The 23,135-nt window shown below is 64.0% G+C and carries 21 protein-coding genes and 1 pseudogene; 12 read left to right on the forward strand and 10 right to left on the reverse strand.

The genetic code is table 11. From position 1 onward, the window contains the following. Positions 1-105: 105 nt before the first annotated feature. Together ACNQQL_RS04655 and ACNQQL_RS04660 are read left to right on the forward strand one after the other, a co-directional pair. Positions 106-846 carry an acetoacetate decarboxylase gene (locus ACNQQL_RS04655; protein ID WP_347063367.1) on the forward strand — a complete coding sequence of 247 codons (741 nt, stop codon included), beginning with the start codon at positions 106-108 and terminating at the stop codon, positions 844-846. A 50-nt stretch (positions 847-896) separates the two neighbouring features. Beyond that, entirely contained in the window at positions 897-1,682 is a 786-nt protein-coding gene (locus ACNQQL_RS04660; protein WP_031403316.1) for a 3-hydroxybutyrate dehydrogenase, read from the forward strand. 49 nt (positions 1,683-1,731) lie between these two features. Here the strand turns inward: ACNQQL_RS04660 and ACNQQL_RS04665 are convergent. Further along, a pseudogene (locus tag ACNQQL_RS04665) lies at positions 1,732-1,872 on the reverse strand (RNA-guided endonuclease TnpB family protein); the annotation flags it as partial. Between the two features lie 86 nt (positions 1,873-1,958). On the opposite strand from ACNQQL_RS04665, the gene ACNQQL_RS04670 reads away from it, so the two are divergent. Both ACNQQL_RS04670 and ACNQQL_RS04675 read left to right on the forward strand, forming a co-directional pair. Next, complete coding sequence (locus tag ACNQQL_RS04670; RefSeq protein ID WP_072444994.1) at positions 1,959-3,173, forward strand: patatin-like phospholipase family protein; 1,215 nt, start codon at positions 1,959-1,961, stop codon at positions 3,171-3,173. Between the two features lie 74 nt (positions 3,174-3,247). After that, on the forward strand, positions 3,248-3,712 hold the full coding sequence (locus ACNQQL_RS04675) for a hypothetical protein (RefSeq protein ID WP_072444992.1): 465 nt from the start codon (positions 3,248-3,250) through the stop codon (positions 3,710-3,712). Positions 3,713-3,781: 69 nt separating this feature from the next. On the opposite strand, the gene ACNQQL_RS04680 is transcribed toward ACNQQL_RS04675, so the two are convergent. After that, positions 3,782-4,666, reverse strand: coding sequence for a LysR family transcriptional regulator (locus ACNQQL_RS04680; protein WP_072444990.1), 885 nt, complete (start codon positions 4,664-4,666; stop codon positions 3,782-3,784). 121 nt (positions 4,667-4,787) lie between these two features. Between ACNQQL_RS04680 and argC the strand changes: the two genes are divergently transcribed. Continuing rightward, a complete protein-coding gene (gene argC / locus ACNQQL_RS04685; protein ID WP_347063368.1) occupies positions 4,788-5,726 on the forward strand; it encodes an N-acetyl-gamma-glutamyl-phosphate reductase in 939 nt (312 codons plus the stop codon). Between the two features lie 112 nt (positions 5,727-5,838). Here the strand turns inward: argC and ACNQQL_RS04690 are convergent, their stop codons facing one another. Beyond that, positions 5,839-6,762, reverse strand: coding sequence for a LysR substrate-binding domain-containing protein (locus ACNQQL_RS04690; protein WP_347063369.1), 924 nt, complete (start codon positions 6,760-6,762; stop codon positions 5,839-5,841). Positions 6,763-6,878: 116 nt separating this feature from the next. Here ACNQQL_RS04690 and ACNQQL_RS04695 point away from each other — a divergent pair, with 116 nt between their 5' ends. Further along, positions 6,879-7,964, forward strand: a complete 1,086-nt coding sequence (locus tag ACNQQL_RS04695; RefSeq protein WP_347063370.1) for a tartrate dehydrogenase — start codon at positions 6,879-6,881, stop codon at positions 7,962-7,964. A gap of 462 nt (positions 7,965-8,426) precedes the next feature. Here ACNQQL_RS04695 and ACNQQL_RS04700 read toward each other — a convergent pair whose 3' ends face one another. Both ACNQQL_RS04700 and ACNQQL_RS04705 read right to left on the reverse strand, forming a co-directional pair. Further along, positions 8,427-8,906, reverse strand: a complete 480-nt coding sequence (locus ACNQQL_RS04700; protein ID WP_347063371.1) for a nuclear transport factor 2 family protein — start codon at positions 8,904-8,906, stop codon at positions 8,427-8,429. A gap of 65 nt (positions 8,907-8,971) precedes the next feature. Beyond that, the gene (locus ACNQQL_RS04705; protein WP_347063372.1) at positions 8,972-9,577 is read right to left on the reverse strand and encodes a TetR/AcrR family transcriptional regulator; all 606 of its coding nucleotides are present in this window, start codon (positions 9,575-9,577) and stop codon (positions 8,972-8,974) included. A 182-nt stretch (positions 9,578-9,759) separates the two neighbouring features. Here ACNQQL_RS04705 and ACNQQL_RS04710 point away from each other — a divergent pair, with 182 nt between their 5' ends. After that, positions 9,760-10,398, forward strand: coding sequence for a GNAT family N-acetyltransferase (locus ACNQQL_RS04710; RefSeq protein WP_347063373.1), 639 nt, complete (start codon positions 9,760-9,762; stop codon positions 10,396-10,398). Beyond that, a complete protein-coding gene (locus tag ACNQQL_RS04715) occupies positions 10,395-10,811 on the forward strand; it encodes a hypothetical protein (protein WP_347063374.1) in 417 nt (138 codons plus the stop codon). Before ACNQQL_RS04710 ends, ACNQQL_RS04715 begins: the two co-directional genes overlap by 4 nt. Before the next feature lie 386 nt (positions 10,812-11,197). Here ACNQQL_RS04715 and tdh read toward each other — a convergent pair whose 3' ends face one another. Both tdh and ACNQQL_RS04725 read right to left on the reverse strand, forming a co-directional pair. After that, positions 11,198-12,226, reverse strand: coding sequence for an L-threonine 3-dehydrogenase (gene tdh / locus ACNQQL_RS04720; RefSeq protein WP_047902093.1), 1,029 nt, complete (start codon positions 12,224-12,226; stop codon positions 11,198-11,200). Positions 12,227-12,239: 13 nt separating this feature from the next. Then, positions 12,240-13,439 carry a glycine C-acetyltransferase gene (locus ACNQQL_RS04725; RefSeq protein WP_072444974.1) on the reverse strand — a complete coding sequence of 400 codons (1,200 nt, stop codon included), beginning with the start codon at positions 13,437-13,439 and terminating at the stop codon, positions 12,240-12,242. A gap of 161 nt (positions 13,440-13,600) precedes the next feature. Here ACNQQL_RS04725 and ACNQQL_RS04730 point away from each other — a divergent pair, with 161 nt between their 5' ends. The 3 genes from ACNQQL_RS04730 to ACNQQL_RS04740 all read left to right on the forward strand — a co-directional run bounded on the left by ACNQQL_RS04730 (position 13,601) and on the right by ACNQQL_RS04740 (position 15,847). Beyond that, a complete protein-coding gene (locus tag ACNQQL_RS04730) occupies positions 13,601-14,212 on the forward strand; it encodes a helix-turn-helix domain-containing protein (RefSeq protein ID WP_072444972.1) in 612 nt (203 codons plus the stop codon). 130 nt (positions 14,213-14,342) lie between these two features. Beyond that, positions 14,343-14,720, forward strand: a complete 378-nt coding sequence (locus ACNQQL_RS04735) for a DUF2471 family protein (RefSeq protein ID WP_309288169.1) — start codon at positions 14,343-14,345, stop codon at positions 14,718-14,720. Positions 14,721-14,821: 101 nt separating this feature from the next. Continuing rightward, positions 14,822-15,847: a tyrosine-type recombinase/integrase gene (locus tag ACNQQL_RS04740; RefSeq protein ID WP_347063375.1), complete on the forward strand. Its 1,026-nt coding sequence runs from the start codon at positions 14,822-14,824 to the stop codon at positions 15,845-15,847. Positions 15,848-15,984: 137 nt separating this feature from the next. Here ACNQQL_RS04740 and ACNQQL_RS04745 read toward each other — a convergent pair whose 3' ends face one another. Next, positions 15,985-17,166, reverse strand: a complete 1,182-nt coding sequence (locus tag ACNQQL_RS04745; RefSeq protein ID WP_347063376.1) for a DNA-binding protein — start codon at positions 17,164-17,166, stop codon at positions 15,985-15,987. A gap of 1,822 nt (positions 17,167-18,988) precedes the next feature. Between ACNQQL_RS04745 and ACNQQL_RS04750 the strand changes: the two genes are divergently transcribed. Next, a complete protein-coding gene (locus ACNQQL_RS04750) occupies positions 18,989-20,356 on the forward strand; it encodes a replication initiation protein (RefSeq protein ID WP_072444964.1) in 1,368 nt (455 codons plus the stop codon). 89 nt (positions 20,357-20,445) lie between these two features. On the opposite strand, the gene ACNQQL_RS04755 is transcribed toward ACNQQL_RS04750, so the two are convergent. Both ACNQQL_RS04755 and parA read right to left on the reverse strand, forming a co-directional pair. Beyond that, positions 20,446-21,507: a ParB/RepB/Spo0J family partition protein gene (locus ACNQQL_RS04755; RefSeq protein WP_347063377.1), complete on the reverse strand. Its 1,062-nt coding sequence runs from the start codon at positions 21,505-21,507 to the stop codon at positions 20,446-20,448. 23 nt (positions 21,508-21,530) lie between these two features. Further along, positions 21,531-22,193, reverse strand: coding sequence for a ParA family partition ATPase (parA, locus tag ACNQQL_RS04760; RefSeq protein WP_034181507.1), 663 nt, complete (start codon positions 22,191-22,193; stop codon positions 21,531-21,533). Between the last annotated feature and the right edge of the window lie 942 nt (positions 22,194-23,135).

Raw genomic sequence — 23,135 nt, forward strand, 5'->3', positions numbered from 1 at the left:
GAAATCGGCAACAATTAATTCCAAATGCGGCATCGCACAACGGCAACGCACAGGCATACGATTACGAGCACTCATCCACGAAGCGATCAACAACAAGGAGTCCGCATGAAACCCAGCGATGTCCGATCGAAAGCGTTTGCGATGCCGTTGACCAGCCCTGCCTTCCCGATGGGCCCGTACCGTTTCGTCGACCGTGAGTTTCTGATCATCACGTATCGCACCGATCCGGACCGTCTCCGCGAAATTGTCCCCGAGCCGCTGCAGATCACCGAGCCGCTCGTGCATTACGAATTCATCCGCATGGCCGATTCGACCGGTTTCGGCGACTACACCGAAAGCGGCCAGGTGATTCCCGTCGAATACGACGGCCAGCCGGGCGGCTACACGCTCGCGATGTATCTCGACGATCACCCGCCGATCGCCGGCGGCCGCGAGCTGTGGGGCTTCCCGAAGAAGCTCGCGTCGCCCACCCTGCACGTGAACACCGATCACCTCCTGGGCACGCTCGACTACGGCAAGGTGCGCGTCGCGACCGGCACGATGGGCTACAAGCACAAGGAACTCGACATCGACGAGCAGACGAAGCGTCTCGCCGGCCCCAATTTCCTGCTGAAGATCATTCCGCACGTCGACGGCACCGCGCGCGTGTGCGAACTGGTGCGCTACTACATGCAGGACATCAAGATGAAGGGCGCGTGGACGGGCCCCGCATCGCTCGAGCTGGCGCCGCACGCGCTCGCGCCGGTGGCCGACCTGCCCGTGCTCGAGATCGTCGAAGCCCGGCACCTCGTCGCAGATTTGACACTCGGTCTCGGCGAAGTCGTCTACGATTACCTGGCTCAGTAACACGTCCGCAGTCCTTCTCCCTGTCAATCCTTTCACCACGGGAATTCGAAATGAGCAACCTGAATGGCAAGACCGCAGTCGTCACGGGCGCCGCGAGCGGCATCGGCAAGGAAATTGCGCTGGAACTCGCGAAAGCGGGCGCGGCTGTCGCGATCGCCGACCTGAACCAGGACGGCGCCAATGCGGTCGCCGACGAGATCGTCAAGGCAGGCGGCAAGGCGATCGGCGTCGCGATGGACGTGACGAACGAGGAAGCCGTGAACAGCGGCATCGACAAGGTCGCCGAAACGTTCGGCTCGGTCGACATCCTCGTGTCGAACGCGGGCATCCAGATCGTCAACCCGATCGAGAACTACGCGTTCTCCGACTGGAAGAAGATGCAGGCGATCCACGTCGATGGCGCGTTCCTGACGACGAAGGCCGCGCTCAAGCACATGTACAAGGACGATCGCGGCGGCGTCGTGATCTACATGGGTTCGGTGCACTCGCACGAAGCGTCGCCGCTGAAGTCGGCATACGTGACGGCCAAGCACGGCCTGCTCGGCCTCGCACGCGTGCTCGCGAAGGAAGGCGCGAAGCACAACGTGCGCTCGCACGTCGTGTGTCCGGGCTTCGTGCGCACGCCGCTGGTCGACAAGCAGATTCCGGAGCAGGCGAAGGAGCTCGGGATCAGCGAAGAGGAAGTGGTGAAGAAGGTGATGCTCGGCAACACGGTCGACGGCGTGTTCACGACGGTGCAGGACGTCGCGCAGACGGTGCTGTTCCTGTCGGCGTTCCCGAGCGCTGCGTTGACGGGCCAGTCGTTCGTCGTCAGTCACGGCTGGTTCATGCAGTAACGTCCTCGCCTCCCTAAAGGGAGGCGATTCCCACACCTGGCGAAACACGTCCGCATCGGAACTTCCTGTTCCGCTTGAGCGTGTGCTTCCATGTGTCGTTGCAGAAGTTCCAGACGTAGTTCACCGCACGGCTCTGCTTGTTCAGGAGTCCGTTGAGCGACTTCACGCGATAGCGGTAGACAAGGATCATGCTGGTCATTCTAACGATGGAATGCCGTCTGTCGACGTCACTCCTTTCCTCTCCGCCATCGATGGCGGGATTTCTCGGAGCAACTGATGAAACCGCATGCCCGTACAGAAAAGCAGGCCGTCGATGAGACGGACCTGCACGAAGCCGGCGCGCCGACCGCTGCGCGGTCATTGCCGTACGAAACGATCGCGCTCGTCCTGCAGGGCGGCGGCGCGCTCGGCGCGTATCAGGCCGGCGTGTTCGAAGGGCTGCACGAGGCGGGCATTCCGCTCGACTGGATCGCGGGCATCTCGATCGGCGCGCTCAACACCGCGCTGATCGCCGGCAATGCGCCCGAGCATCGCGTCGAGCGGCTGCGCGAGTTCTGGGAAACGATCTGCCAGCCGGCGTTCTTTCCGGCGATTCCGGCCGCGTTCGAATTCGCGCTGTTCAACAGCATCGACCAGATCCGCACGTTCTTCACCGCGTCGCAGGCTGCAAGCGCGATGATGCAGGGCCAGCAGGGCTTCTTCTCGCCGCGCTTCCCGCCGCCGCTGCCGGGCGTATCCGACCATCCGGAAAAGATCAGCTGGTACGACACGTCGGCGCTGCGCACGACGCTGCTGAAGCTATGCGACTTCGACCGGATCAATTCGGGCGAGACGCGCATATCGGTTGGCGCGGTCAATGTCGGCACCGGCAACTTCGTGTACTTCGACAACACGCGCATCCGTCTCGCGCCCGAGCATTTCATGGCGTCCGGCGCGCTGCCGCCCGCGTTCCCGCCGGTCGAGATCGACGGCGAGTATTACTGGGACGGCGGTGTCGTGTCGAACACGCCGCTGATGGAAGTGCTCCGCGCACGGCCGCGCAGCGACACGCTCGCGTTCCAGGTCGATCTGTGGAGCGCGCGCGGGCCGCTGCCGCGCACGATGGCCGACGTCGCAGAACGCACGAAGGACGTGCAGTATTCGAGCCGCACGCGTTTCGTCACCGATACGCTGCAGCGCGAACAGCGCTACCGCAACGTGCTGCGCCACGTGCTCGAGCAGGTGCCGGAAGAGCAGCGCAAGAGCGACCCGTGGTGCGTCGAAGCCGACGCGATGTCGAGCGGGAAGAAGTACAACATCCAGCACCTGATCTATCAGCAGAAGGCGTACGAGCATCACTACAAGGACTATCAGTTCGGTCTGTCGACGATGCGCGACCACTGGTCCGCGGGCCTCGACGACATCCGCAAGACGCTCGCGGTGAAGGACGGCCTCGCGCTGCCCAACAACGACGCGGGCTTCGTGACGCACGACATTCACCGTCGCCGGTGATGCCGTGTGCGACGGATCGGTGCGTTGCATGCGCCGGTCCGTCCTCTTCTCCGATCTCCGATCTCCGATTCGACATGCCGATTTTCATCGCACTGTTCGCGCTCATCGCTATTGGATGGGGCGCGGTTCACCTGTTTCACGTCATCGCCGCGCAGTTCGGCCAGCCGGTCGCGATCGCGGCCGCCGTGCTCGCCGCCGCGGTCCTGATCGCGCTGGCCGCGTGGTGGATCAAGCGCCGCCGCGACATCGCTCCGAATACCAGGGAAGAAGGCTGGACGCATATCGTGCATCGCGCGTGGGGCGAGTTGCGCCTGTCCGCGACGCAAGGGCTGCTGTGGCTGTCGCACGACGGCGCGGACGGTCGTTATACGCTGTCGCAGCTCGAAGTCTGCCGGGTCGCGCCGATCGGCGGCCGCTGGCATCTCGTCGTGCGCGTGCGCGACGCGGTGCGCAGCGAATGGAAGCTGCCGATGACGGACAAGCGCGATGCGCAGCGCTGGGCGCGTGTGCTGACGCTGGCGAAGGACAACCGGCTCTGAAACGGCGCGCGGCGGATGCGCATGTGCGCCCGGCACGAACCGCCGCGCCGGCTATCCGCATTCCACGCGCTATCGCGCCTTCAGCGCCCACAGCGCATCGAGCACGTGCTGCGTCGCCCGCTCGACCGGTCCCGCCCGATGGGCGATCCCCAGTTCCCGCCACAACGCCGGTCGCAGCGCGCGCATGACGATGCGCGCATCCGGCAGCGGCGCTCCTGCCTCGTGCGGGAGTAGCGTCGCGCCATAACCTGCGGCGACCAGGCTCTTGATCGCATCGTTGTAGTTGAGTTCGATCCGCGGCTCGGGCCGATGGCCGCCGAGCGCAAACCATTCCGTCGTGAGTCGCGACAGGCGTGTGGTCGCATCGTTGAGAATCAGCGGACGCGCGGCCAGATAGGCCGGTGTCACGCGAGCCGGAAGCCGCCAGTCCGCGGGCAGGAAGGCCATCACCGGATCGCGCCGCCATGCGCGGATCGACAGCCCCGCGACCGGCGCCTGCGGCAACGCGACCAGCCCGACGTCGAGCGTGCCCTGCGCAACGCGTGCCAGCGTGTCGTGCGACGTGAGCACCGCGATCTGGACGTCGATGTCCGGATGCTGTTCGCGCAGCCGCGCCACTGCCTGCGGCAACAGGTGCGCGATCGCCCCGGTCGATGCGCCGAGGCGCACCCGTCCGGTCAACCCCTGCACCTGTCGCTGCACGTCGTCCAGCGTGGATTCGACCTCGGCCAGCAGACTGCGCGCCCGCTCCACCAGCACTTCGCCAATAGCCGACGGCCGCACGTTTCCGCGCGTGCGGGACAGCAGCGGCGCACCGACGCGACTTTCCAGCTCGGCGACATGAAGACTGACGGTCGGCGGCGCGAGATGAAGCAATTGCGCCGCCGCCACAAAGGATCCCTGGTCCGCGATCGCGACCAGCGTGCGCAGGCGGTCCAGACTGATCTCGCGCATCACACACCTCTCGTTCAGAAATGCTGAATCAGATGGTCAGTAAATTCAACTTTTCCTATTCTAGGCGTTCGATGGACGATACGGTTTTCCCCGACGACCGAGCGCAAGGAACGCGACCATCATGAGCTTCCCCACTGTCTACATCGACGGCGATCAAGGCACGACCGGATTGCAGATTCACGAGCGGCTGCGCGAGCGCACCGACTTGCGGCTCGTCACGCTGCCGGATGCCGAGCGCAAGGATCCGGTACGGCGCGCGGAGGCAATCAACTCGTGCGATATCGCAATTCTGTGCCTGCCCGACGCGGCCGCGCGCGAAGCGGTCGGCTTCATCCGGAATCCTGAGGTAGGCGTGATCGATGCGAGTTCGGCCCATCGCACTCAGCCGGAATGGGTCTACGGCTTTCCCGAAATGGCCGACGGACATGCGCAGAAAATTGCGCACGCGCGGCGCGTCACCAATCCGGGCTGCTACCCGACCGGTGCGATCGGCCTGTTGCGACCGCTGCAACAGGCCGGCCTGCTGCCGCGCGACTACCCGGTGAGTATCCATGCCGTCTCCGGTTACTCGGGCGGCGGGCGAACCGCCATCGACGCATTCGAATCGGACGGCGCCGCGCACACGAAGCCGCTGCAGGTCTATGGCCTCGCACTCGCGCACAAGCACGTGCCCGAAATCCAGCAGCATGCCGGTCTCGCGCACCGGCCGCTGTTCGTGCCGGCTTACGGCGCCTATCGGCAAGGCATCGTGCTGACCGTGCCGATCGAGCTGCGCCTGCTCCCGGCCGGCGTGACCGGTGAGCAGCTGCATGCGTGTCTCGCGCACCACTACGCCGGCGCGCGTCACGTCGACGTTACGCCGCTCGCGGACGCGCGCGCGATCACGCATCTCGATCCGCAAGCGCTGAACGGCACCAATGACCTGCGGCTCGGCGTGTTCGTCAATGCCGATCACGGTCAGGTGCTCCTGTCCGCCGTGTTCGACAATCTCGGCAAAGGGGCATCCGGCGCAGCCGTGCAGAATCTCGACCTGATGCTCGGTGCGTCGAGCGCGGCGTAAGCCTCCCGCGGGCACCGTCGAAGGCCTGCGCGGCAGGCCGATCAGCGTCGCGTGCGGCGATGCGTCGGTGCCTCCTGCGCACGCCCCCGTAAAAGCTCACCTTTAGTCGAATTCAGGCCGCATCGTCACCCGCTGCGGCATTCAGGCCGGCCAGCGTCTCCACCAGAAAATCCACGCACACGCGCACTTTCGCCGACGCCGCGACGCGTTCCGGATAAACCGCCCAGATGTTCGCGGGCTGGATCGCGTCCGGCAGCACGCGGCACAACGCGCCGCGTTCGATCAGCGGCCCGGCTTCCCAGATCGAGCGCAACACGATCCCGCGCCCGGCCAGCGCCCATTGCACGGCCACCTCGCCGTGGTTCGTCGACAGCGCACCGCCGACCTTCACCGTGGCCGTTTCGCCGCGCACATTCAGCCGCCACACGCCAAGCGGGTGATCCCGCTCCTTGATCGCGAGACAGTCGTGCGACGCGAGATCCGCGAGCGAACGCGGCGTGCCGCGTCGTGCGAGATAGTCGGGCGACGCGCACAGCACGCGGTAGTTCGCGGCGAGGCGGCGCGCGATCAGGTGATCGGAGATCTCGTCGCCGATGCGCACGTCGAGGTCATAGCCTTCGCCCGCGACGTCGACGAGCCGGTCGAACAGATCGAGCCGCACGTTCAGTTGCGGATAGCGTGCCGAGAAGTCGAGCAGCGCCGGCGCGACGACGTGCCGGCCGAAGCCGAAGCTGCTCGAAATGCGCAGCGTGCCGCGCGGCACCGTGCGCGTCGTCGACACGTCCTCGACGAGATGATCGACGTCGTCGAGAATCTTCTCGGCGCGCGCGAACACGCGTTCGCCGGCCTCCGTGACCGTCACGCGGCGCGTCGACCGATGCAGCAGGCGCGTGCCGAGTTGCGCCTCGAGCAGCGCGATGCGCTTGCTGACATAGGCGGGCGACACCGCGAGCTGCTCGGCGGCCGCGCTGAAGCTCGTCAGACGGACGACCAGGCTGAACACGCGCAGATCGTCGAGGTTCGGTGATTTATTCACGATTCGTGGAAAGTCGATTAACCTTTCGTGCGATTTTAATCCGAATGGAAATAAATAAAATGGCGTGACGTGCCACTGCATCCCCGGCAGCAGGCCGACCAGCCAAGGAGCTTTGCATGACCGACAGGACTTACAGAATTGCCGTGATCCCCGGCGACGGCATCGGCCGTGAAGTGATGCCCGAGGGCCTGCGCGCGCTCGACGCCGTGACCGCGCGCTTCGGCATCCGCTTCGATTTCGTGCAGATCGACTGGGCGAGCTGCGACTACTACGCGCAGCACGGCCAGATGATGCCGGACGACTGGAAGGCGCAACTGTCGGGCATGGACGCGATCCTGTTCGGCGCGGTCGGCTGGCCCGCAACGGTGCCCGATCACATTTCGCTGTGGGGCTCGCTGCTGAAATTCCGCCGCGAGTTCGACCAGTACATCAACCTGCGGCCCGCGCGCCTGTTCGACGGCGTACCGTCGCCGCTCGCCGGCCGCCGCCCGGGCGACATCGATTTCATGATCGTGCGCGAGAACACCGAGGGCGAATATTCGTCGGTCGGCGGCACGATGTTCGAAGGCACCGACCGCGAAGTCGTGATGCAGCAGTCGATCTTCACGCGTCACGGCACCGAGCGCGTGCTGAAATTCGCGTTCGAGCTCGCGCAGCGGCGCGCGAAGCGTCTCACCGTCGCGACGAAGAGCAACGGCATCGCGATCAGCATGCCGTGGTGGGACGCGCGCGCGGCCGAGATGGCCGAACGCTATCCCGAAATCGCCGTCGACAAGCAGCACATCGACATCCTGTGCGCGCGCTTCGTGCTGCAGCCGGACCGCTTCGACGTCGTCGTCGCGTCGAACCTGTTCGGCGACATCCTGTCGGATCTCGGGCCGGCCTGTACGGGCACGATCGGCATCGCGCCGTCGGCGAACCTCAACCCGGACCGCACGTTTCCGTCGCTGTTCGAACCCGTGCACGGTTCGGCGCCCGACATCGCGGGGCAGTACATCGCAAATCCGGTCGCGATGATCTGGTCCGCGGCGATGATGCTCGACTTCCTCGGCAACGGCGCCGGCCGCGAACGCGAAGCGCACGATGCGATCCTCGCCGCGATCGAGGACGTACTGCGCGCCGGGCCGCATACGCGCGATCTCGGCGGCAACGCGGGGACGCAGGAAGTGGGCGAGGCGATCGCCGCGCGGATCGCAGGCTGACGGTCGGGCCTGGAAACGACTGCATGAATCAACTTGCGGTGAGCAACATACGATGCCGCCGCGCACCCGTGCAGGTTCCGATGCGTGCGCGGTGAATTCGAGCGGTGAGCAACGACACACCGCAGCGCGCACGGCTTGCAGTGTCTGTCGTCGAAATCGGTTCGATCGGTGAGTGGTATATCACGTTCACGCACACCGATCGCCAACCACTGTCGAAACAGTTCGATCGGTGAGATGCATCCCGTCGTGATGCACACCGTTGCGCGTCGATACGTGCATCAGGCGACATGTCCGTTTTGCGCGGGGGTGATGCCGCATCGTTCCGCGCGAAGCACACAGTTCGACGCGACATGTCACGTGGTCCCGAAAAATCTCACCTTCAGCGCATCGGCTCCCGAATTTCCTCACCATCGGACTCGGATGATACGTTCGTCGATCCGCTGAACAGGCCCGTCGAGAACTTCACAGCCCGAGATCGGACAACCCTGGATGATCGTCCGGACGGCGGCCGAGCGGCCAGTGATAAAGACGGTCCGCCTCGCGAATCGGCAGGTCGTTGATGCACGCGTGACGATGCGCCATCAGCCCGTTTTCATCGAACTCCCAGTTTTCGTTGCCGTACGAACGGAACCAGTTGCCTGCATCGTCATGCCATTCGTACGCAAAGCGCACCGCGATGCGACTGCCGCCGAATGCCCACAGCTCCTTGATCAACCGGTAGTCGAGCTCGCGCGTCCATTTCCGCTGCAGCAGCCCGACGATCTCGTCGCGGCCGGTCACGAATTCCGCGCGATTGCGCCATCGGCTTTGCGGCGTGTAGGCGAGCGACACGCGCTGCGGATCGCGCGTGTTCCACGCATCCTCGGCTGCACGCACCTTCTGGCGTGCCGATTCGAGCGTAAAGGGCGGAACGGGCGGACGGACTTCGGGGGAAGCGGACATGGATTTGCTCCTGTTCAGGGTTCTGGCCGCGGACACCCGCGGCCGGTTCGGATTCGCTGCATCGACTACCGCGAAACGGTGTCGAGCAGCAGTTCGGCCGTCGCGCGCGCATCGCGCGCGGCGTTGGCATCGCCGCTGACGAGCGCCACGCCGATCGCGCCGTCGATCAGCACGAGCCACTGACGCGCAAGACGCGCGAGCCCGCGGCGCTCGATTCCCGTTGCGTCGGCGTACGCATTGAACCGCTCGCGCACGAATGCCAGCAGGCGCGCCTTGTGCATACGCGCGACGACGCGCACGGGATCGTCGGCGTCGGGAATCTCGCCCGACGCGTTCAGGAACGCGCAGCCATGAAAGTCGGGCTGCCCGAACCAGTCGCGCAGCACGTCGAACATGCCGAGCAACTGCGCGCGCGGCGCATTGCCGCGCGCATGGGTTGCATCGACGAACCAGCGCATCCAGCGCTCGTCGCGGCGTTCGAGCGCGGCGACCACCAGCGCCTCTTTCGATTCGAACTGCGAATAAAAGCTCTTTCGTGCCGCTCCGGACCGCTTCACGATCGCGTCGACACCCGTTGCGTGGATGCCGCCCGAATAGATCAGCGCTTCGGCCGCATCGAGCAGCCGGTCGCGAACGCCCGGTTCGCCGGAAGTATCGTGTCGTGTGTTCATGCGTTTACGGTAGAACGATCGTTCTCCGTCGTCAACTCCTGCGTGAAATGGCCATATCGGCGAAAGGGCTGAATCGCGGCCTGGCCGCGCGACGCGGCCCGCCGCGTTTACGACATTTTTTCTTGAAGCGGATGCGTGACGCTCACTACACTTCGGTCACCCTGTCTGGGCGAAAGGACATCATGCAGCGACCGGAATCCGCGCGCCCCGCGCGCGCTTATGCGGCTTACGCCAAGCGGCTCGACGGCCGCGTCGTCGTGCGGCGCTTCGATCCGCGCAGCGATTCGTACGACGCGCTGACCGCGCTGCTGCATCGCGCGTTCGCGGCGCTCGGCGCGCTGGGCTTCAACTGCCCGTGCGTCGATCAGCCCGCATCGGCGACACGCGAACGTGTGCTTACCGGCGAGTGTTTCGTCGCGCTCGGCAACGCGCATCTGGTCGCGACGATGACGATGCATTCGCACGATCCCGATTCGCGCTGCGATCCGTATCGCAGCCGGCACGTCGCAACGCTCGGCCAGCTGGCCGTCGATCCCGTCTGGCAGCAACGCGGCATCGGCCGCTCGCTGCTCGCGTTCGCGCAACGGCGGGCGGCCGCGCGCGGCGCGACGCACCTCGCGCTCGACGCGCCGTACGCAGCGGTCCGGCTCATCGATTTCTATCGTCGCGAAGGATTTCAACCGGTCGACGTGATGCGTTTTCCGGGACACAACTACGACAGCGCGATCCTGTGCAAATCCGTCGGCGTTGCGGACGACCGCATGCGTGCCTGCGACACGGCGCAGATCGACGTTGCGCGGCAAGCCGGTGCGGCGTCATGAAACACGAAGTGCAGAAGCATGATGGCGATAACGATCGCGCGCAGTTCGCCGTCAGGCAGGCACGCGTGCGTGCGGCGCTGCGACTGCGCGGCGTGATGAAGCTGACGATCGTCACGATCGCGGCCGCGCATGCGCTGACGTTCGCGTTCGAAGGCCTGCTCGTCGCCGCCGGTTTCGCGCCCGAAACCGCGACGTTGCTGCTGTTCCGCTTCGTGACCTGTGCGCTCGTCAGCTTCTGGCTGCAAGCCGATGCGTCGCGCGCCTGTCGGTATGCATCGCAGCACGGGTTCGTCACGGTTTCCGGCACGCACGGCGATCTGATCGACGTTGCGCCGCAGTGCCCGAAGCGCTGGCTCGTCGTGTTGCATCTCCAGCTCGAGCCGCGATGGTTGACGGGTGAACAGAGCAAGTAGCGATCCGCGCACCGCTCGATGCGGATTGCGTTGTGGATGAGTGAGTCGGAACGAGGTTCACCGACTCACGGTTGACGTCCCGGTTCGGCACGGCATTGCATGCGGTGTGTAGCGAGCGATCGCCCGACAAGCGAAGCAGGGAAGCATGCGGAAGAGGAAAAACAGGCGCCGAATGGCGTGATGGGGGGAAGCGGTGTGAGGGCTGACAGGTGAAGCGAACGCGCGATTGTGATTCACCGATGTGCGATCGCGTCGCGATTCGACGCGCAAATACAGCTCCCGAATAATCTCACCTCAAGCCCGGATTCGCGCGTTCCGATCTCGACGACACACGTGCAAACGAAAGCGGGGCAGGCGGCGAACGGGCCGCGCCGCCCCTTCGGCACTCAGGCCGTCCAGTCGAGAATCACCTTGCCGCTTTCGCCGGACAGCATCGCGGCGAAGCCTTTCTCGTAATCGTCGGCCGCAAAGCGATGCGTGATGATCGGCGACAGGTCGAGGCCGCTCTGCAGCATCGCGACCATCTTGTACCAGGTCTCGAACATCTCGCGGCCATAGATGCCCTTGATCTCGAGCCCCTTGAAGATCACCTGGTTCCAGTCGATCGCCGTCTGCGCGGGCGGGATGCCGAGCAGCGCGACCTTGCCGCCGTGGTTCATCGCCTCGAGCATGCTCGTGAACGCGCTTGGCACGCCCGACATCTCGAGGCCGACGTCGAAGCCTTCGGTCATGTGCAGGTCGGCCATCACGTCGCGCAGCGACTCGCGTGCGACGTTGACCGCGCGTGTCGCGCCCATCTTGCGCGCAAGTTCCAGCCGGTAGTCGTTGATGTCGGTGATGACGACGTTGCGCGCGCCGACGTGCTTCGCGATCGCGACGGCCATGATGCCGATCGGGCCCGCGCCGGTGATCAGCACGTCTTCGCCGACGAGGTTGAACGACAGCGCCGTGTGCGTCGCGTTGCCGAACGGATCGAAGATCGACGCGAGATCGTCGGAGATCTCGGGCGGAATCTTGAACGCGTTGAACGCCGGAATCGCCAGATACTCGGCGAACGCGCCTTCGCGGTTCACGCCGACGCCGACCGTGTTGCGGCACAGATGCCGGCGCCCCGCACGACAGTTGCGGCAGAAGCCGCACGTGATGTGGCCTTCGCCGGACACGCGATCGCCGATCGCGAAGCCGCGCACTTCCTGCCCCATCTCGACGATCTCGCCGACATATTCGTGACCGACGTGCATCGGCACGGGAATCGTCTTCTGCGCCCAGTCGTCCCACTTCCAGATATGGATGTCGGTGCCGCAGATCGCCGTGCGGCGGATCTTGATCAGCACGTCGTTGTGGCCGACTTCGGGGCGCTTCACGCGCGTAAGCGTGAGGCCGGGGCCGCGCTCGAGCTTTGCCAGTGCTTTCATGGTCGCGCCTCCGTCAGACGATGCCGAGCGACTTGCCGACGCGCACGAACGCGGCAACCGCCTGGTCGATCTGTTCGGGCGTATGCGCGGCGCTCATCTGCGTGCGGATGCGTGCGCGGCCGCGCGGCACGACGGGGAACGAGAAGCCGATCACGTAGACGCCTTCGCCGAGCAGCTTGTCGGCCATGTTCGTCGCGAGCTGCGCGTCGCCGAGCATCACCGGGATGATCGGATGCGCACCGGGCACGAGCGTGAAGCCCGCTTCGGTCATCTGCTCGCGAAAACGCGCGCCGTTCTCGCGCACGCGCTCACGCAGCTTCGCGCCTTCGTCGCTGCCGAGCAGTTCCAGCACCTTCAGCGATGCCGCGGCGATGCTCGGCGTGAGCGTGTTCGAGAACAGATACGGGCGCGAGCGCTGGCGCAGCAGTTCGACGACCTCGCGGCGCGCGGCGACGTAGCCGCCCGATGCGCCGCCGAGCGCCTTGCCGAGCGTGCCCGTGATGATGTCGACGCGGCCTTCGACGCCGCAATGCTCGGGCGTGCCGCGGCCGTGCGCGCCGATGAAGCCGACCGCGTGGGAATCGTCGACCATCACGAGCGCGCCGTAACGATCGGCGAGATCGCAGATGCCTTTCAGGTCGGCGATGATGCCGTCCATCGAGAACACGCCGTCGGTCGCGATCAGCTTGTGGCGCGCGCCCGCCGCATCGGCTTCCTTGAGCTTCGCCTCGAGATCGGACAGGTCGTTGTTCCGGTAGCGGAAGCGCTTCGCCTTGCACAGGCGGATGCCGTCGATGATGCTCGCGTGGTTCAGCTCGTCGCTGATCACCGCGTCGTTCTCGTCGAGCAGCGTCTCGAACAGCCCGCCGTTCGCATCGAAACAGCTCGAATAGAGGATGCTGTCCTCGGTGCCGAGAAACGCGGCCAGCGCGCTTTCCAGTTGCTTGTGCACGGTTTGCGTGCCGCAGATGAAGCGCACCGATGCCATGCCGAAGCCGTCCTGGTCGAGGCCGGCTTTCGCCGCGTCGATCAGGCGCGGATCGTTCGCCAGACCCAGATAGTTGTTCGCGCAGAAATTGAGCACGCCGGCACCGCCGGCAAGCCGCACGGCCGCCGCCTGGGGACTCGCGATCTCGCGCTCGGTCTTGTAAAAACCGTCCGCGCGGATCTGGTCGAGCGTCCCGCGCACCTGGGCGAGAAAGGCATCACGCATCGCAAAGCTCCTGACAGGGATTCGCATTCCGCGGCGCGTCGCTCGTGGCGGCGGCGCAACGGCCTGCTACTGTTATAGTCGGTCGTTCGGTTGACCGCATTTATCCGATATTCCGAACTAGAATTCGAAATACCGAACAACTCTAAGCGAACGGAATCCAAATGGCAAGTTCCTCCGGATCGCGGCGCCCGCCTGCCGGCGCCGCATCGCAGCCGCCGGCCGCCACGCCGCCGCGTGTTGGCGAGCAGATCCAGCGACTGCGCAACGAGCGCAAGCTGACGCTCGACGACCTGTCGCGCGCGGCCGGCGTATCGAAATCGATGCTCTCCGAGATCGAGCGCGACAAGGCCAACCCGACGATCGCCGTCGCCTGGCGGCTGACCAACGCGCTCGGCATCACGCTCGACGAGCTGTTCTCGCAGCCGAAGGCGCCGGAGACGATCCGTGTAGACGGCCCGCACGACATTCCGACGCTCGCCGGGCACGACGGCCGGTACCAGTTGCGTGTGTGGGGCCCGATCGATCTCGCCGGCAAGTTCGAGTGGTACGAGCTGACGCTGCCGGGCGGCGGCGCACTCGTATCGAACGCGCACGAACCCGGCACGCGCGAGCACCTCACCGTGCTGCAGGGCGCGATGGAAATCGAAGCCGCATCGGCCAGCCGACGCCTGAAGGCCGGCGACACCGCGCGCTACCCGGCCGACGAGCCGCACGCGATCCGCAATCCCGGCAAGGCCGAAGCGCGGGCACTGCTGATCGTGATACATCGCTGACGGCGCGTATAGCTGGCCAAAGAGCCAGTTGCGGAAAGTACTGTATGTTTGTACAGTATACGGACATTCCGCCATGCATGGGCCGGAGCCGGCGCACGGAGGCGCCCGCCCCGGTCGACAGGAGCCTGCGATGACAGAAGAACAAGATTTGGCCGCGCTCAGCTTCAAGGCTGCCGCACACGACCTCGAGCTGATCGTTCGCCATATTGCCGGGCGCTATATACGTCAGCGCGTCCCGCTGACATGGCGCCTGCTGCACGCGATCGAAGCCGAGGCACTCGCCGATCTCGGCTTTGCCAGCCGGCACGAGGCCGGTATGCGCCAATTGTTCGAACGGCCGTCGGACATGGCGTTTCCCGAAACGGACGATCCGATCGACTTCGGGCGCTCGAATGCGCTGCCTGCCGTCTTTTCGTTCGCGGTTCTCGCATACGAAGCGGCGGCAACGTCGCATGACACGGCGCCCCGCGAGCGCGCTCATCGCCAGTCCAAGGCGTGGGGCGACTGACTGCCAACCCAGGCCGCCGCGCATGGCGGCCTGTCCAGCCTCTTGCTGCCCGAGACGTTGCGGAAAGGGCTACCATATACGCAACTAACGGAATAAATAACATGTCCCTTTCCACCTCTCCCGACACCCCGGCCCGCCCGGAAGAGAAGGATCTGTTCGACCGTGGCGCGTCCGACTGGATCGTGTCACCCGAAGCCGCATTCGATGCGTGGCTGGCCATGCAGGACTATCGCCGCTCGTCGGCCGATGTCTATCGCGCACAATGGGGCGCGTTTCTCACGTGGATGCGCGCGCATCAGAAAAATCTGGCAACGGTCGATACGGCGACGATCGCGAACTTCGTCGGCGAATTGCCGATCCGGAAAACCCAGCGATTGCGCTATCTGCGGCTGATCGAGCGTGTACTCGACCACATCCGGCGCACCGAGTATGCGTCGACCAACCCGGCCCGTTTCATTGCTCAGGATGGCGAAGCGAACTGGCGCAAGGCGCGCGACAATGAGCCGACCGGTTTCCTGACGCCGGCCGAACGCGCAACGTTGCTCGCGTATCTGTTTTCGCCGATCGGCGTATCCGGTTCCGCGTACTGGAAAGAGCGGCGCGACCGCGCGCTCGTGGCCGCGTTTCTCGGTGCCGGCATTAAAACCGGCGAAGCGCGTGCGCTTACGATTAGTTGCGTCAATACGAGCGGAACATCGCTGCAGATCCAGTCGGCGCATCCGGCTTACGCGCGCGAAACCCATCTGGCGTCATTCGCGATCGCGCTGCTCGAAGCGTGGCTCATAGAGCGCAAGCGCCAGGAAATTCCGGGCGAGCTCGTGTTTCCTGCGTCGCATGCCGGGCGGCCGATGCACAAGGCGACGATGCTGCGCGCCATCGATGCGATCGTCGAATCGGCCGGGCTCACGTCGTCGCGCACCGCGCGCGCGAGCCCGCAGACGCTGCGCAATACCTACGCGGCCGAACTGTTCGAAAATGACGCGCCGCCCGAACGAGTCGGCAAATGGCTGGGCTTCATGCGGCCGATCTCGTCGAACCGCCTGCATCGCGCATGGAAAAACTGGCGCGATGGCCTGACCGACAGCAACGGTGACGGTGACGCGTCCGACAGCGACGAAACTCACTGATACGGAAACGGCTGCTCCCGCGACACGATCCGTGAGCAGCCTTGCGCGGCGCAGCCTCACCGTTTCACAGCTCCCGAAAAACCTCACCTCAAGCGCCCCGGATCGTCTCACCTGTGCAGGTGCCGTCGATCTTCTGGTCAGGTGTGCGCAAAACGCGCGATAGCTTCAAATCGGGACGGCCATGCGCCCGAAGCGTGCTCGCATTCCGGGCATGCCACTTCAAAACCCTCGTCGCTCTGCGACAGTTCCGGTTCGCCGTCGCAACGCGGGCACTGGGCCGGCACCGGAATCTCTTGATCCAGCGACGTACCGATCGCGGCAAACGCTTCCGCATCCAGTTGCCCCGCATCGGCCAGGCGCCGGATCAGCGCGGCAATTTCCGGATTCATCCCGCGGCTCGCGCGCAACGAACTCGCGTCGCGCGTCGCACGTTCCAGTTCGTCGCTCTGGCTGCGCAACTGTTCTTCGAGCCGGTCGGCGCGTGCCTTGGCCGAGCTCAGTTGCTGAAGGAAATCGAATTCCTTGCGCTGGACGTCGCGTAAACCGCTCTGGTAGGTCGACGCCATGCTGCGCAGCGAGTCCAGCTCGACCAGCATCGGCTTGACGCGGCGTTCTGCTTCGGCCACCGCGTCCTTGATTTGCTGGGCGTAGTGCTCGGTGCGCTGCTGCAATTCGGCTTGCAGCGCATCGATGCGGTCGCGCAGCACGGCGTTTTGCGCCTGTTCGGCGTCGACGCGGCCCGCGGCGACGGCCAATTCCTTCTCCAGTCGGGCGACTGTGGTGAGCAACGTCGCTTCGCTTGCCGAACCGTGCGTCGTCTGTGATGCGAGCTGAACCTCGAGTTCGGTTACGCGCGCCTGCAGTTGCTCGTTCCGGGCTTCGCCGCGCGCGAGCGCGCTTTCGAGCGTCTCATGGCGGACGGTTGCATCGCGCAACCGCTGTTCGGCATCGGCAATGCCGGCACGAACCTGTTCGCGGTCGCCATCGAGACTGTCGCGTGCCGCTTTCAACGCTTCTTCATAGAGCGCGCCGAGCAGCGCACCGGCTTTTTCCTCGACGGCCTTCGGAATTGCCGCACCGTCGAGCCTGATCTTCGACGCAGAACGGATACGCTCCCAGAAATGATCGATGTCTTTCGGGATGTCGCTGGCGCTGCCGGTTTGGGTGAGATCGCGGACGTTGGCGGCGGACGGCCGGATACCGAGATCGAAGAACAGGCGCTTGCACGCATGCAATGACAATTCCTGGCGCCGCGCACCGCTTGCACGCAGCGATTCCAGTTCGTCCCGAATGACTTGGCGCATTTCGTCCAGGGTCATGGCAGAGCTCGTAGACATTGAAATGTGGCAATCATAACGAAATACGTATCTATTGATACCTGTTTTAGGTCGACGTTGCGAATTTACGTCGCTTCGCACAGAAATCGGGTCTGTGAGCTTATCTGGACGAACGTGGTCCAGAATTCCGTGAAACAAAGCGAAGAAAGTCAGCCAAGTCTTTGTAATACAAGCGTTTTCCAGCAGATCCCGAAAATCGTCATTTGTTTCACATGATGGCGGATCCGATTCCCTGTGGGTGTTCAGGGTTTGGGGTCTCTGTGGAAAACTCGTCAGCCGATGTCTTGAGAGTATTAGAAGTAAACACCCTTGAACCCTTAGTTAAAAACGTTAACGCCATGGCGCAGCCTTATGTAGCAAGGCTTTCCGGCCGACAAGGTGAAGTTTTACGGGAGCCAAGGTGATCTTCTGCGGGAGCTGACGTGATGGGGTTCAGGGAGCTGCGTGAGCCGTTGCAGGAAAGGTCGTGAGCGGATTCGGGATCACAGTGAAACACGAGATTTCCCAAAGGTGAGGGTTTTCGGGGCCTCACAGCCACAGAACCCGCGCTGTGCCTGACTGCACAGTTTTCTGCCTGTGCAGACATAGGTGAGAATTTGCGGGACCCTCTTCGCGCCCCGATTCTGCCCATCTTTTAGGCAATTTTGGCAAAAGGTGAGGTTTCACGGGACTCCACGGGAATTTGGTGTGAGGATTTCCGGGAAACGAATGCCATTTTGCACAGCAAAAGTGCTCTCCGGGGCCTGTGATGCACTAAAGGTGAGGCTTTTCGGGAGGGAAATCCGGATTTTCCTGCCCCGATCGCGCTAAGGTGAGCTTTTTCGGGGCATGGATCACAGGCTGTGGTCGTGGTCACAGGTGAGCATTTTCGGGAACGGTATTTGCTCGAAAAATGGTCAAAGGTGAGGCTTTTCGGGACCGGTGAGTGGTCGGATTCGCCGAAAAGCCCGCCAGGACTGGAAGAAATCTCGTTTTTGCTGTGCCCCTTTTTGGCACAGGTGAGAATTTTCGGGGGCTGACATACGGTTGTCGTATGAAGGACTCCCGTCGAAAGGTGAGGCTTTTCGGGGGATGTCTGCCGGGCACAGCCAAATGCCTTCTGTGCATAAGTATCGGAAGGCATTGGAGTTTTTGATACCGCGACAGTTGCGGTGAGGTTTTTCGGGAGCCGTTCCCGTGCCCGTTGCTGTGCCGCATTTTTTCAATGAGGTGAGCGTTTTCAGGAGGCTCCGGTAGCCAATCCCGCGTGTGCCGGACATTCGGCGGCATCGAGACGAAAGGACAAGCTGTGCTCAAGGTGAGTATTTTCGGGACCTGACTCGATTTGGGCGCTGTACAATGCGCGCCCGGGCCGGCAAAGCAGGCCCGATCGGGTGGCGCGGGCCGGTTTCGACGGCGCGTTTCCGGGTGCCGGATGCGATCACGATTTCCTGGGGAGCCGTGCCTGTACATGCATACAGCCCGAGGCGGCGCGATCCGGGACGTTCCGTGAGGTGCGATCGCGACCCTGTGGCGAACTCACGGACGTGCAGTCGCAAAATTGCGACAAATCGAAAGGTGAGCCGATACGGGAGCGAGTTTCGCACGTGTCATGCACAGGGGAAATTCTGTGAATCGGCGCATCCCGCGGCACGTCTGGACGAGTCTGGAGCGCCGCAATTCCGGACCGGTGAGCGTTTTCGGGAGCGGTTGGGGTGAGTGCCATTTAGCACGCGCGCTTCACCGGCTATGGTGAGCATGTCGTTCTGGACGCACATCACCGCAGGCGCTATCCTTCCGGAAAACTTCTCCTCCGACCCGACGTATGGCCACGACGAAGCGCGCCAAGAAAACCGATGTGGATGTGGTGAGTGCCAGTTCGGCCGAGTTGCGCAAGGCCGTCGAGGCGATCGCAATTCAGCCGAAGAGCGGCAAGATCACACTCCTGACCCGCAAGCTGTTCAACGTCCTGCTGGCCGTCGCGCAGCAGGCCGACGATTCGGGCGATACGTATCGCGCGCTGCTGTCGGATATCGTCGCAAACTCCGCCTTCGATTCGAACGACACCGCGCTGGTGAAGGAACACCTGCGCCGCATGGTGTCGGTGCAGGTCGAATGGAGTACGGGGACGTCGAGCCAGAAGCCGGGCCGCAAGTGGGGGATCTCGACGCTGATCGCCGACGCGGAAATTCTCGAGGATCCGGCGACCCGCCGCGTGTGGGTCGAATTCTCGTTCGCGCCGAAGATCAAGAAAAAGCTGCTCGACCCGGTCCAGTATGCGCGCCTGAGCCTGCAGTTCCAGAGCCAGCTGCGCAGCAGTGCCGGCCTCGCGCTCTACGAGATCTGCGTGCGCTATCTGACGAATCCGAGCCACCTGACGATGCGCGAGCCGTGGGAATGGTGGCGGCCGATCCTGTCGGGCACGCCCGACACCGAAGCCGGCGACGAGGCGAAGCGCGAGTACAAGTACTTCAAGCGCGACTATCTGCGTCCGGCGATCGCGGAAGTCAACGCGGTCACCAACATCTTCGTCGAGCTGATCGAGCACCGTGAAGGGCGCCGGGTCGCGGAGATCCAGTTCCGCGTGACCGAGCGCAAGCAGCCGATGCTCGCGCTCGACGAACACCCGAACGTGTTCGACAGCACGCTGGTCGACCGGATGGTGAAACTCGGGATCCCGCTGAAGGAAGCGCAGACGCTCTACGCGGACAGCGAAGAGAACCGGATTCGCGCCGCACTGCAGATGACCGAGCAGCGGATGCGCAGCACGACGCTGCCGCCGGTGCGCAGCGCGCCGGCGCTGTTCAAGGACGCGCTGAAGAAGGGATATGCGCCGCCGGTCGAGTCGGTCGACGCGCTGCCTGCCGGCACGCCGTCCGCGAAGGTTGCAGCGGCGCAGCCGGACGATCTGAAGGCGCGCCTGCTGAGCGAATTCTCGGCGTTCCGTCGCAAGGAAGCGAAGGTGCTGTACGAGGAGCAGGGGGACGCCGAACGCGAAGTGGCCCGCGAGTCGTTCGAGTCGGAGGCGCTGCCGACGATGGGCACGCATCTGCGCGACGACTGGCGCAAGCGCGGCCTCGATTCCAAGCTGGCCGAGACGGCCTTTTTCGACTGGCTGGCCCAGAAGACCTGGGGCGAGCCGACGGACGGCGACCTGCTGTCGTTCACGCTGAACCAGTCGCGGGCCGCCTGAGGCCCACTCAGGCCCGCTGACGGGCCGGCCGCCGGCCGGCTCGGCCGGGCGGGCCCGGCGTCTTCACCAGGCCTTGCCGGCCGCTTCCATCACTCCGACAACAGCATCCGCTCGAGCTGCTCGAGGATCGCGTCGCGCTTGTCCTTCGGGAGGCCGCGCAGGCGCAATTCGATGCGGTCTTCGCCATACGACTTCAGGTCGCCGACCGACTTGCCGCCGAGCTTGATCTCGAGACGCTGCGCGTAGCGCTGACGGCCCGCGGCCTTCGGCGTCTCCTGCGCGGCGACGCGGCCCTTGACGATGTCCGACACCTGGCGCGTGCTGAGATCGTCCGACACGATCTTGTTGATCAGCCGCAGCGTGGCCTCGGTGCCGCGCGCATTGTGATAGCGGCCGACCTGATACGCCATGTTCGAACCGAAGCGATCGGGACGCGCGACCATTTCCTGCATGATGGCTTCCGGCAACTTTCCGATCGACAGCGCGACGGCCACCGTCGACTCGTCGAGGCCGAGATGCTCGGAGAGTTCCTTCTGGCTCTGGAAATGCTTGTCGTCGAGGAAGCGGCGCCACACGACGGCGTTGTCGAACACCGTCTGCGAATCGCGCTGGACGTTCAGATCGTAGCCGAGCTTGTAGCTCTGGATACCGATCGGCACGTCGATCACGATCGCCTTCACCGATTCCTTGTTTGCTTCCTTCAGCGCCCGCACGCGACGGCCGCCGTCGCTGACGAAATACGTGCCCGGATTGTCGTAATCCGGAATCACGTGGATCGCCTGCTGCTGCCCCTGCTTCGCGAGGTTGACCGCGAGTTCGGCAATCGACGACTTCAGATAGAAGTGCCGCGGATTGAACGGGCTATGCTTGATCGCCTTCAGCGACAGCTCGATCACCTGCCCCGGGGCATAGCGGTTCTCGAGGCGCCATGCGCGATATTGCTGCGATTCGTCGATCGACGAATCGAGCGTGAGTTCGGGAGCGGGCGGCAGCGCGATGTCTTTCTTCGCGGATTTGGTCGGTGCCGCGGTGGGCGTCTCGGACTTGACGATGCCGTCAATCGCATTGAGCCGATCGAGCGCCGTGCGCTTCTCGCTCGTCGTGATATCCGGGCGCGCTTGGAATCCTTTTGCAAATTGGGAAGGTTTCATGTGACTCCTTTGTGCGCATAAAGTCAGGGCAGCATGGCGACGATTTCGTCGGCACATGCGCGAATTTCGGCGGCGGCGAGCTTGCCGCCGCGATCGTTCATCTGCAGCACGGTCTGACCGAGCGCCATCGCCTGCTTGTACGCTTCCCGCGTCGGGATCTGCGTTTTCAGCAACGGGAAGCCGAGCTCTTCGAGCGCGCGCTTGAGCTCGCGGGTCAGCATGCGCTTCTCTTCGGTCTTGTTCAGCAGGAATACCGCGCGGAGGTCTTCGTTCATGACCTGTGCCTGCTGGATCAGCTTGACCAGCCCGACGCTCGACCAGTAATCGGCCGGCGACGACGAAGTCGGGATCACCGCAATCGATGCGGCCAGCAGGACAACGCCGGATACCTTCTCGGTGATGGACGGCGGACAGTCCACGACGATGATGTCGTAGTCGTTGATGAACTTCTTGATCTCGCGATGGATCTGGCCGTCGGCTTCGGCAAGGTTGACGACCGGAAACGGAATGCCGGTGTCGCTGTCGCCGGATGCACTCGACCAGTGAACCAGGGTGTTTTGACGGTCTGCGTCGATGACGAGGATGCGCTTCCCTTTCTCATGGAACGCGGCGCCGAGGTGCATGGCAATCGTGCTTTTGCCGACACCACCTTTTTGTTGAGTGACTGCAATGATTTCCGCGGCCAATTTTCACTCCTATTTTGGTCGTTGGAATTCTACAGGACGATATTTATATTTCAATGAAATTGTCGTTCGACAACTACGCGTTAGCCATTCGGGCTATCGGTTTATGCGCATAAACGAACCGGCGATGATCGGACGGCGTGGCTGATGTCCGCGGACGTCGATGAACCGCGCGATGGCTGCGTCGTCACAAAGTGCATCGTCGGTACGCGCAGCGGGTTGCCGGCGATATCGAAGTGGGCTGCCCTTTCGGGTGACGGTGGTGGATGGTCGCCTGCGGCCTGGCGAGTTTGTGCGCATAAACTCTGTCGCGACCGGGGAGGCCAATCATGTGGCAGGACAGTCGCTCATTGTCGAGCGCGGGCGTGATCCTATTCGCCCAGGCCAGATATGCAGCTCGGTAGGCGCGCCATTGAGCCTCTGGGCATCGGCATCACGCCATACCGAGCCGCAACGTTTATGCGCATAAACCGCGGTCGATGGATGGCGAATGCCGAGCGACCATGTGCCGACCCTGCATGAATTCGGCAAACGGGGATGCCCCGCCACGGCAGCCCATCGATGCGATGATCGCTTCGGTGCCGTGACTGTCGACGCTCGTCGGCGCGATGAATCGCCCGGTGCCCTGTCGAGCGATCGCTGGCTTTATGCGCATAAACCAATCGGCATACCACGCAAGCGCCTGCGCTTTTCGCCACCCGTGCACGCATCACGATGCGTAGGCTCACGAATCCTTATCCTTGCCGCACGACTTTATGCGCATAAACACATCAGTCCTTTGAAGCGTATCCACGATACAACGCCTCTCCCGTGACCCTTGTCGCCGGCGGAGTCTTCCCGTCAACCGGCCTCCCCAAAACATCGAATCCGCGCACGGCTACCCCATCGCCGCCCCCACCGAAACACCCGATCCAGACTGGCTACAATACAGCCCTCTCCCATCCA

Source organism: Burkholderia sp. LFS061 (genome assembly GCF_047978125.1).
GTDB lineage: Bacteria > Pseudomonadota > Gammaproteobacteria > Burkholderiales > Burkholderiaceae > Burkholderia > Burkholderia pyrrocinia_C.

Excerpts from the sequence above, each read along its gene's own strand:
- ACNQQL_RS04655 (WP_347063367.1), top strand. The coding sequence starts at position 106 with ATGAAACCCAGCGATGTCCGATCGAAAGCGTTTGCGATGCCGTTGACC.
- ACNQQL_RS04660 (WP_031403316.1), top strand. The coding sequence starts at position 897 with ATGAGCAACCTGAATGGCAAGACCGCAGTCGTCACGGGCGCCGCGAGC.
- ACNQQL_RS04670 (WP_072444994.1), top strand. The coding sequence starts at position 1,959 with ATGAAACCGCATGCCCGTACAGAAAAGCAGGCCGTCGATGAGACGGAC.
- ACNQQL_RS04675 (WP_072444992.1), top strand. The coding sequence starts at position 3,248 with ATGCCGATTTTCATCGCACTGTTCGCGCTCATCGCTATTGGATGGGGC.
- ACNQQL_RS04680 (WP_072444990.1), bottom strand. The coding sequence starts at position 4,666 with ATGCGCGAGATCAGTCTGGACCGCCTGCGCACGCTGGTCGCGATCGCG.
- argC (WP_347063368.1), top strand. The coding sequence starts at position 4,788 with ATGAGCTTCCCCACTGTCTACATCGACGGCGATCAAGGCACGACCGGA.
- ACNQQL_RS04695 (WP_347063370.1), top strand. The coding sequence starts at position 6,879 with ATGACCGACAGGACTTACAGAATTGCCGTGATCCCCGGCGACGGCATC.
- ACNQQL_RS04700 (WP_347063371.1), bottom strand. The coding sequence starts at position 8,906 with ATGTCCGCTTCCCCCGAAGTCCGTCCGCCCGTTCCGCCCTTTACGCTC.
- ACNQQL_RS04705 (WP_347063372.1), bottom strand. The coding sequence starts at position 9,577 with ATGAACACACGACACGATACTTCCGGCGAACCGGGCGTTCGCGACCGG.
- ACNQQL_RS04710 (WP_347063373.1), top strand. The coding sequence starts at position 9,760 with ATGCAGCGACCGGAATCCGCGCGCCCCGCGCGCGCTTATGCGGCTTAC.
- ACNQQL_RS04715 (WP_347063374.1), top strand. The coding sequence starts at position 10,395 with ATGAAACACGAAGTGCAGAAGCATGATGGCGATAACGATCGCGCGCAG.
- tdh (WP_047902093.1), bottom strand. The coding sequence starts at position 12,226 with ATGAAAGCACTGGCAAAGCTCGAGCGCGGCCCCGGCCTCACGCTTACG.
- ACNQQL_RS04725 (WP_072444974.1), bottom strand. The coding sequence starts at position 13,439 with ATGCGTGATGCCTTTCTCGCCCAGGTGCGCGGGACGCTCGACCAGATC.
- ACNQQL_RS04730 (WP_072444972.1), top strand. The coding sequence starts at position 13,601 with ATGGCAAGTTCCTCCGGATCGCGGCGCCCGCCTGCCGGCGCCGCATCG.
- ACNQQL_RS04735 (WP_309288169.1), top strand. The coding sequence starts at position 14,343 with ATGACAGAAGAACAAGATTTGGCCGCGCTCAGCTTCAAGGCTGCCGCA.
- ACNQQL_RS04740 (WP_347063375.1), top strand. The coding sequence starts at position 14,822 with ATGTCCCTTTCCACCTCTCCCGACACCCCGGCCCGCCCGGAAGAGAAG.
- ACNQQL_RS04745 (WP_347063376.1), bottom strand. The coding sequence starts at position 17,166 with ATGACCCTGGACGAAATGCGCCAAGTCATTCGGGACGAACTGGAATCG.
- ACNQQL_RS04750 (WP_072444964.1), top strand. The coding sequence starts at position 18,989 with ATGGCCACGACGAAGCGCGCCAAGAAAACCGATGTGGATGTGGTGAGT.
- ACNQQL_RS04755 (WP_347063377.1), bottom strand. The coding sequence starts at position 21,507 with ATGAAACCTTCCCAATTTGCAAAAGGATTCCAAGCGCGCCCGGATATC.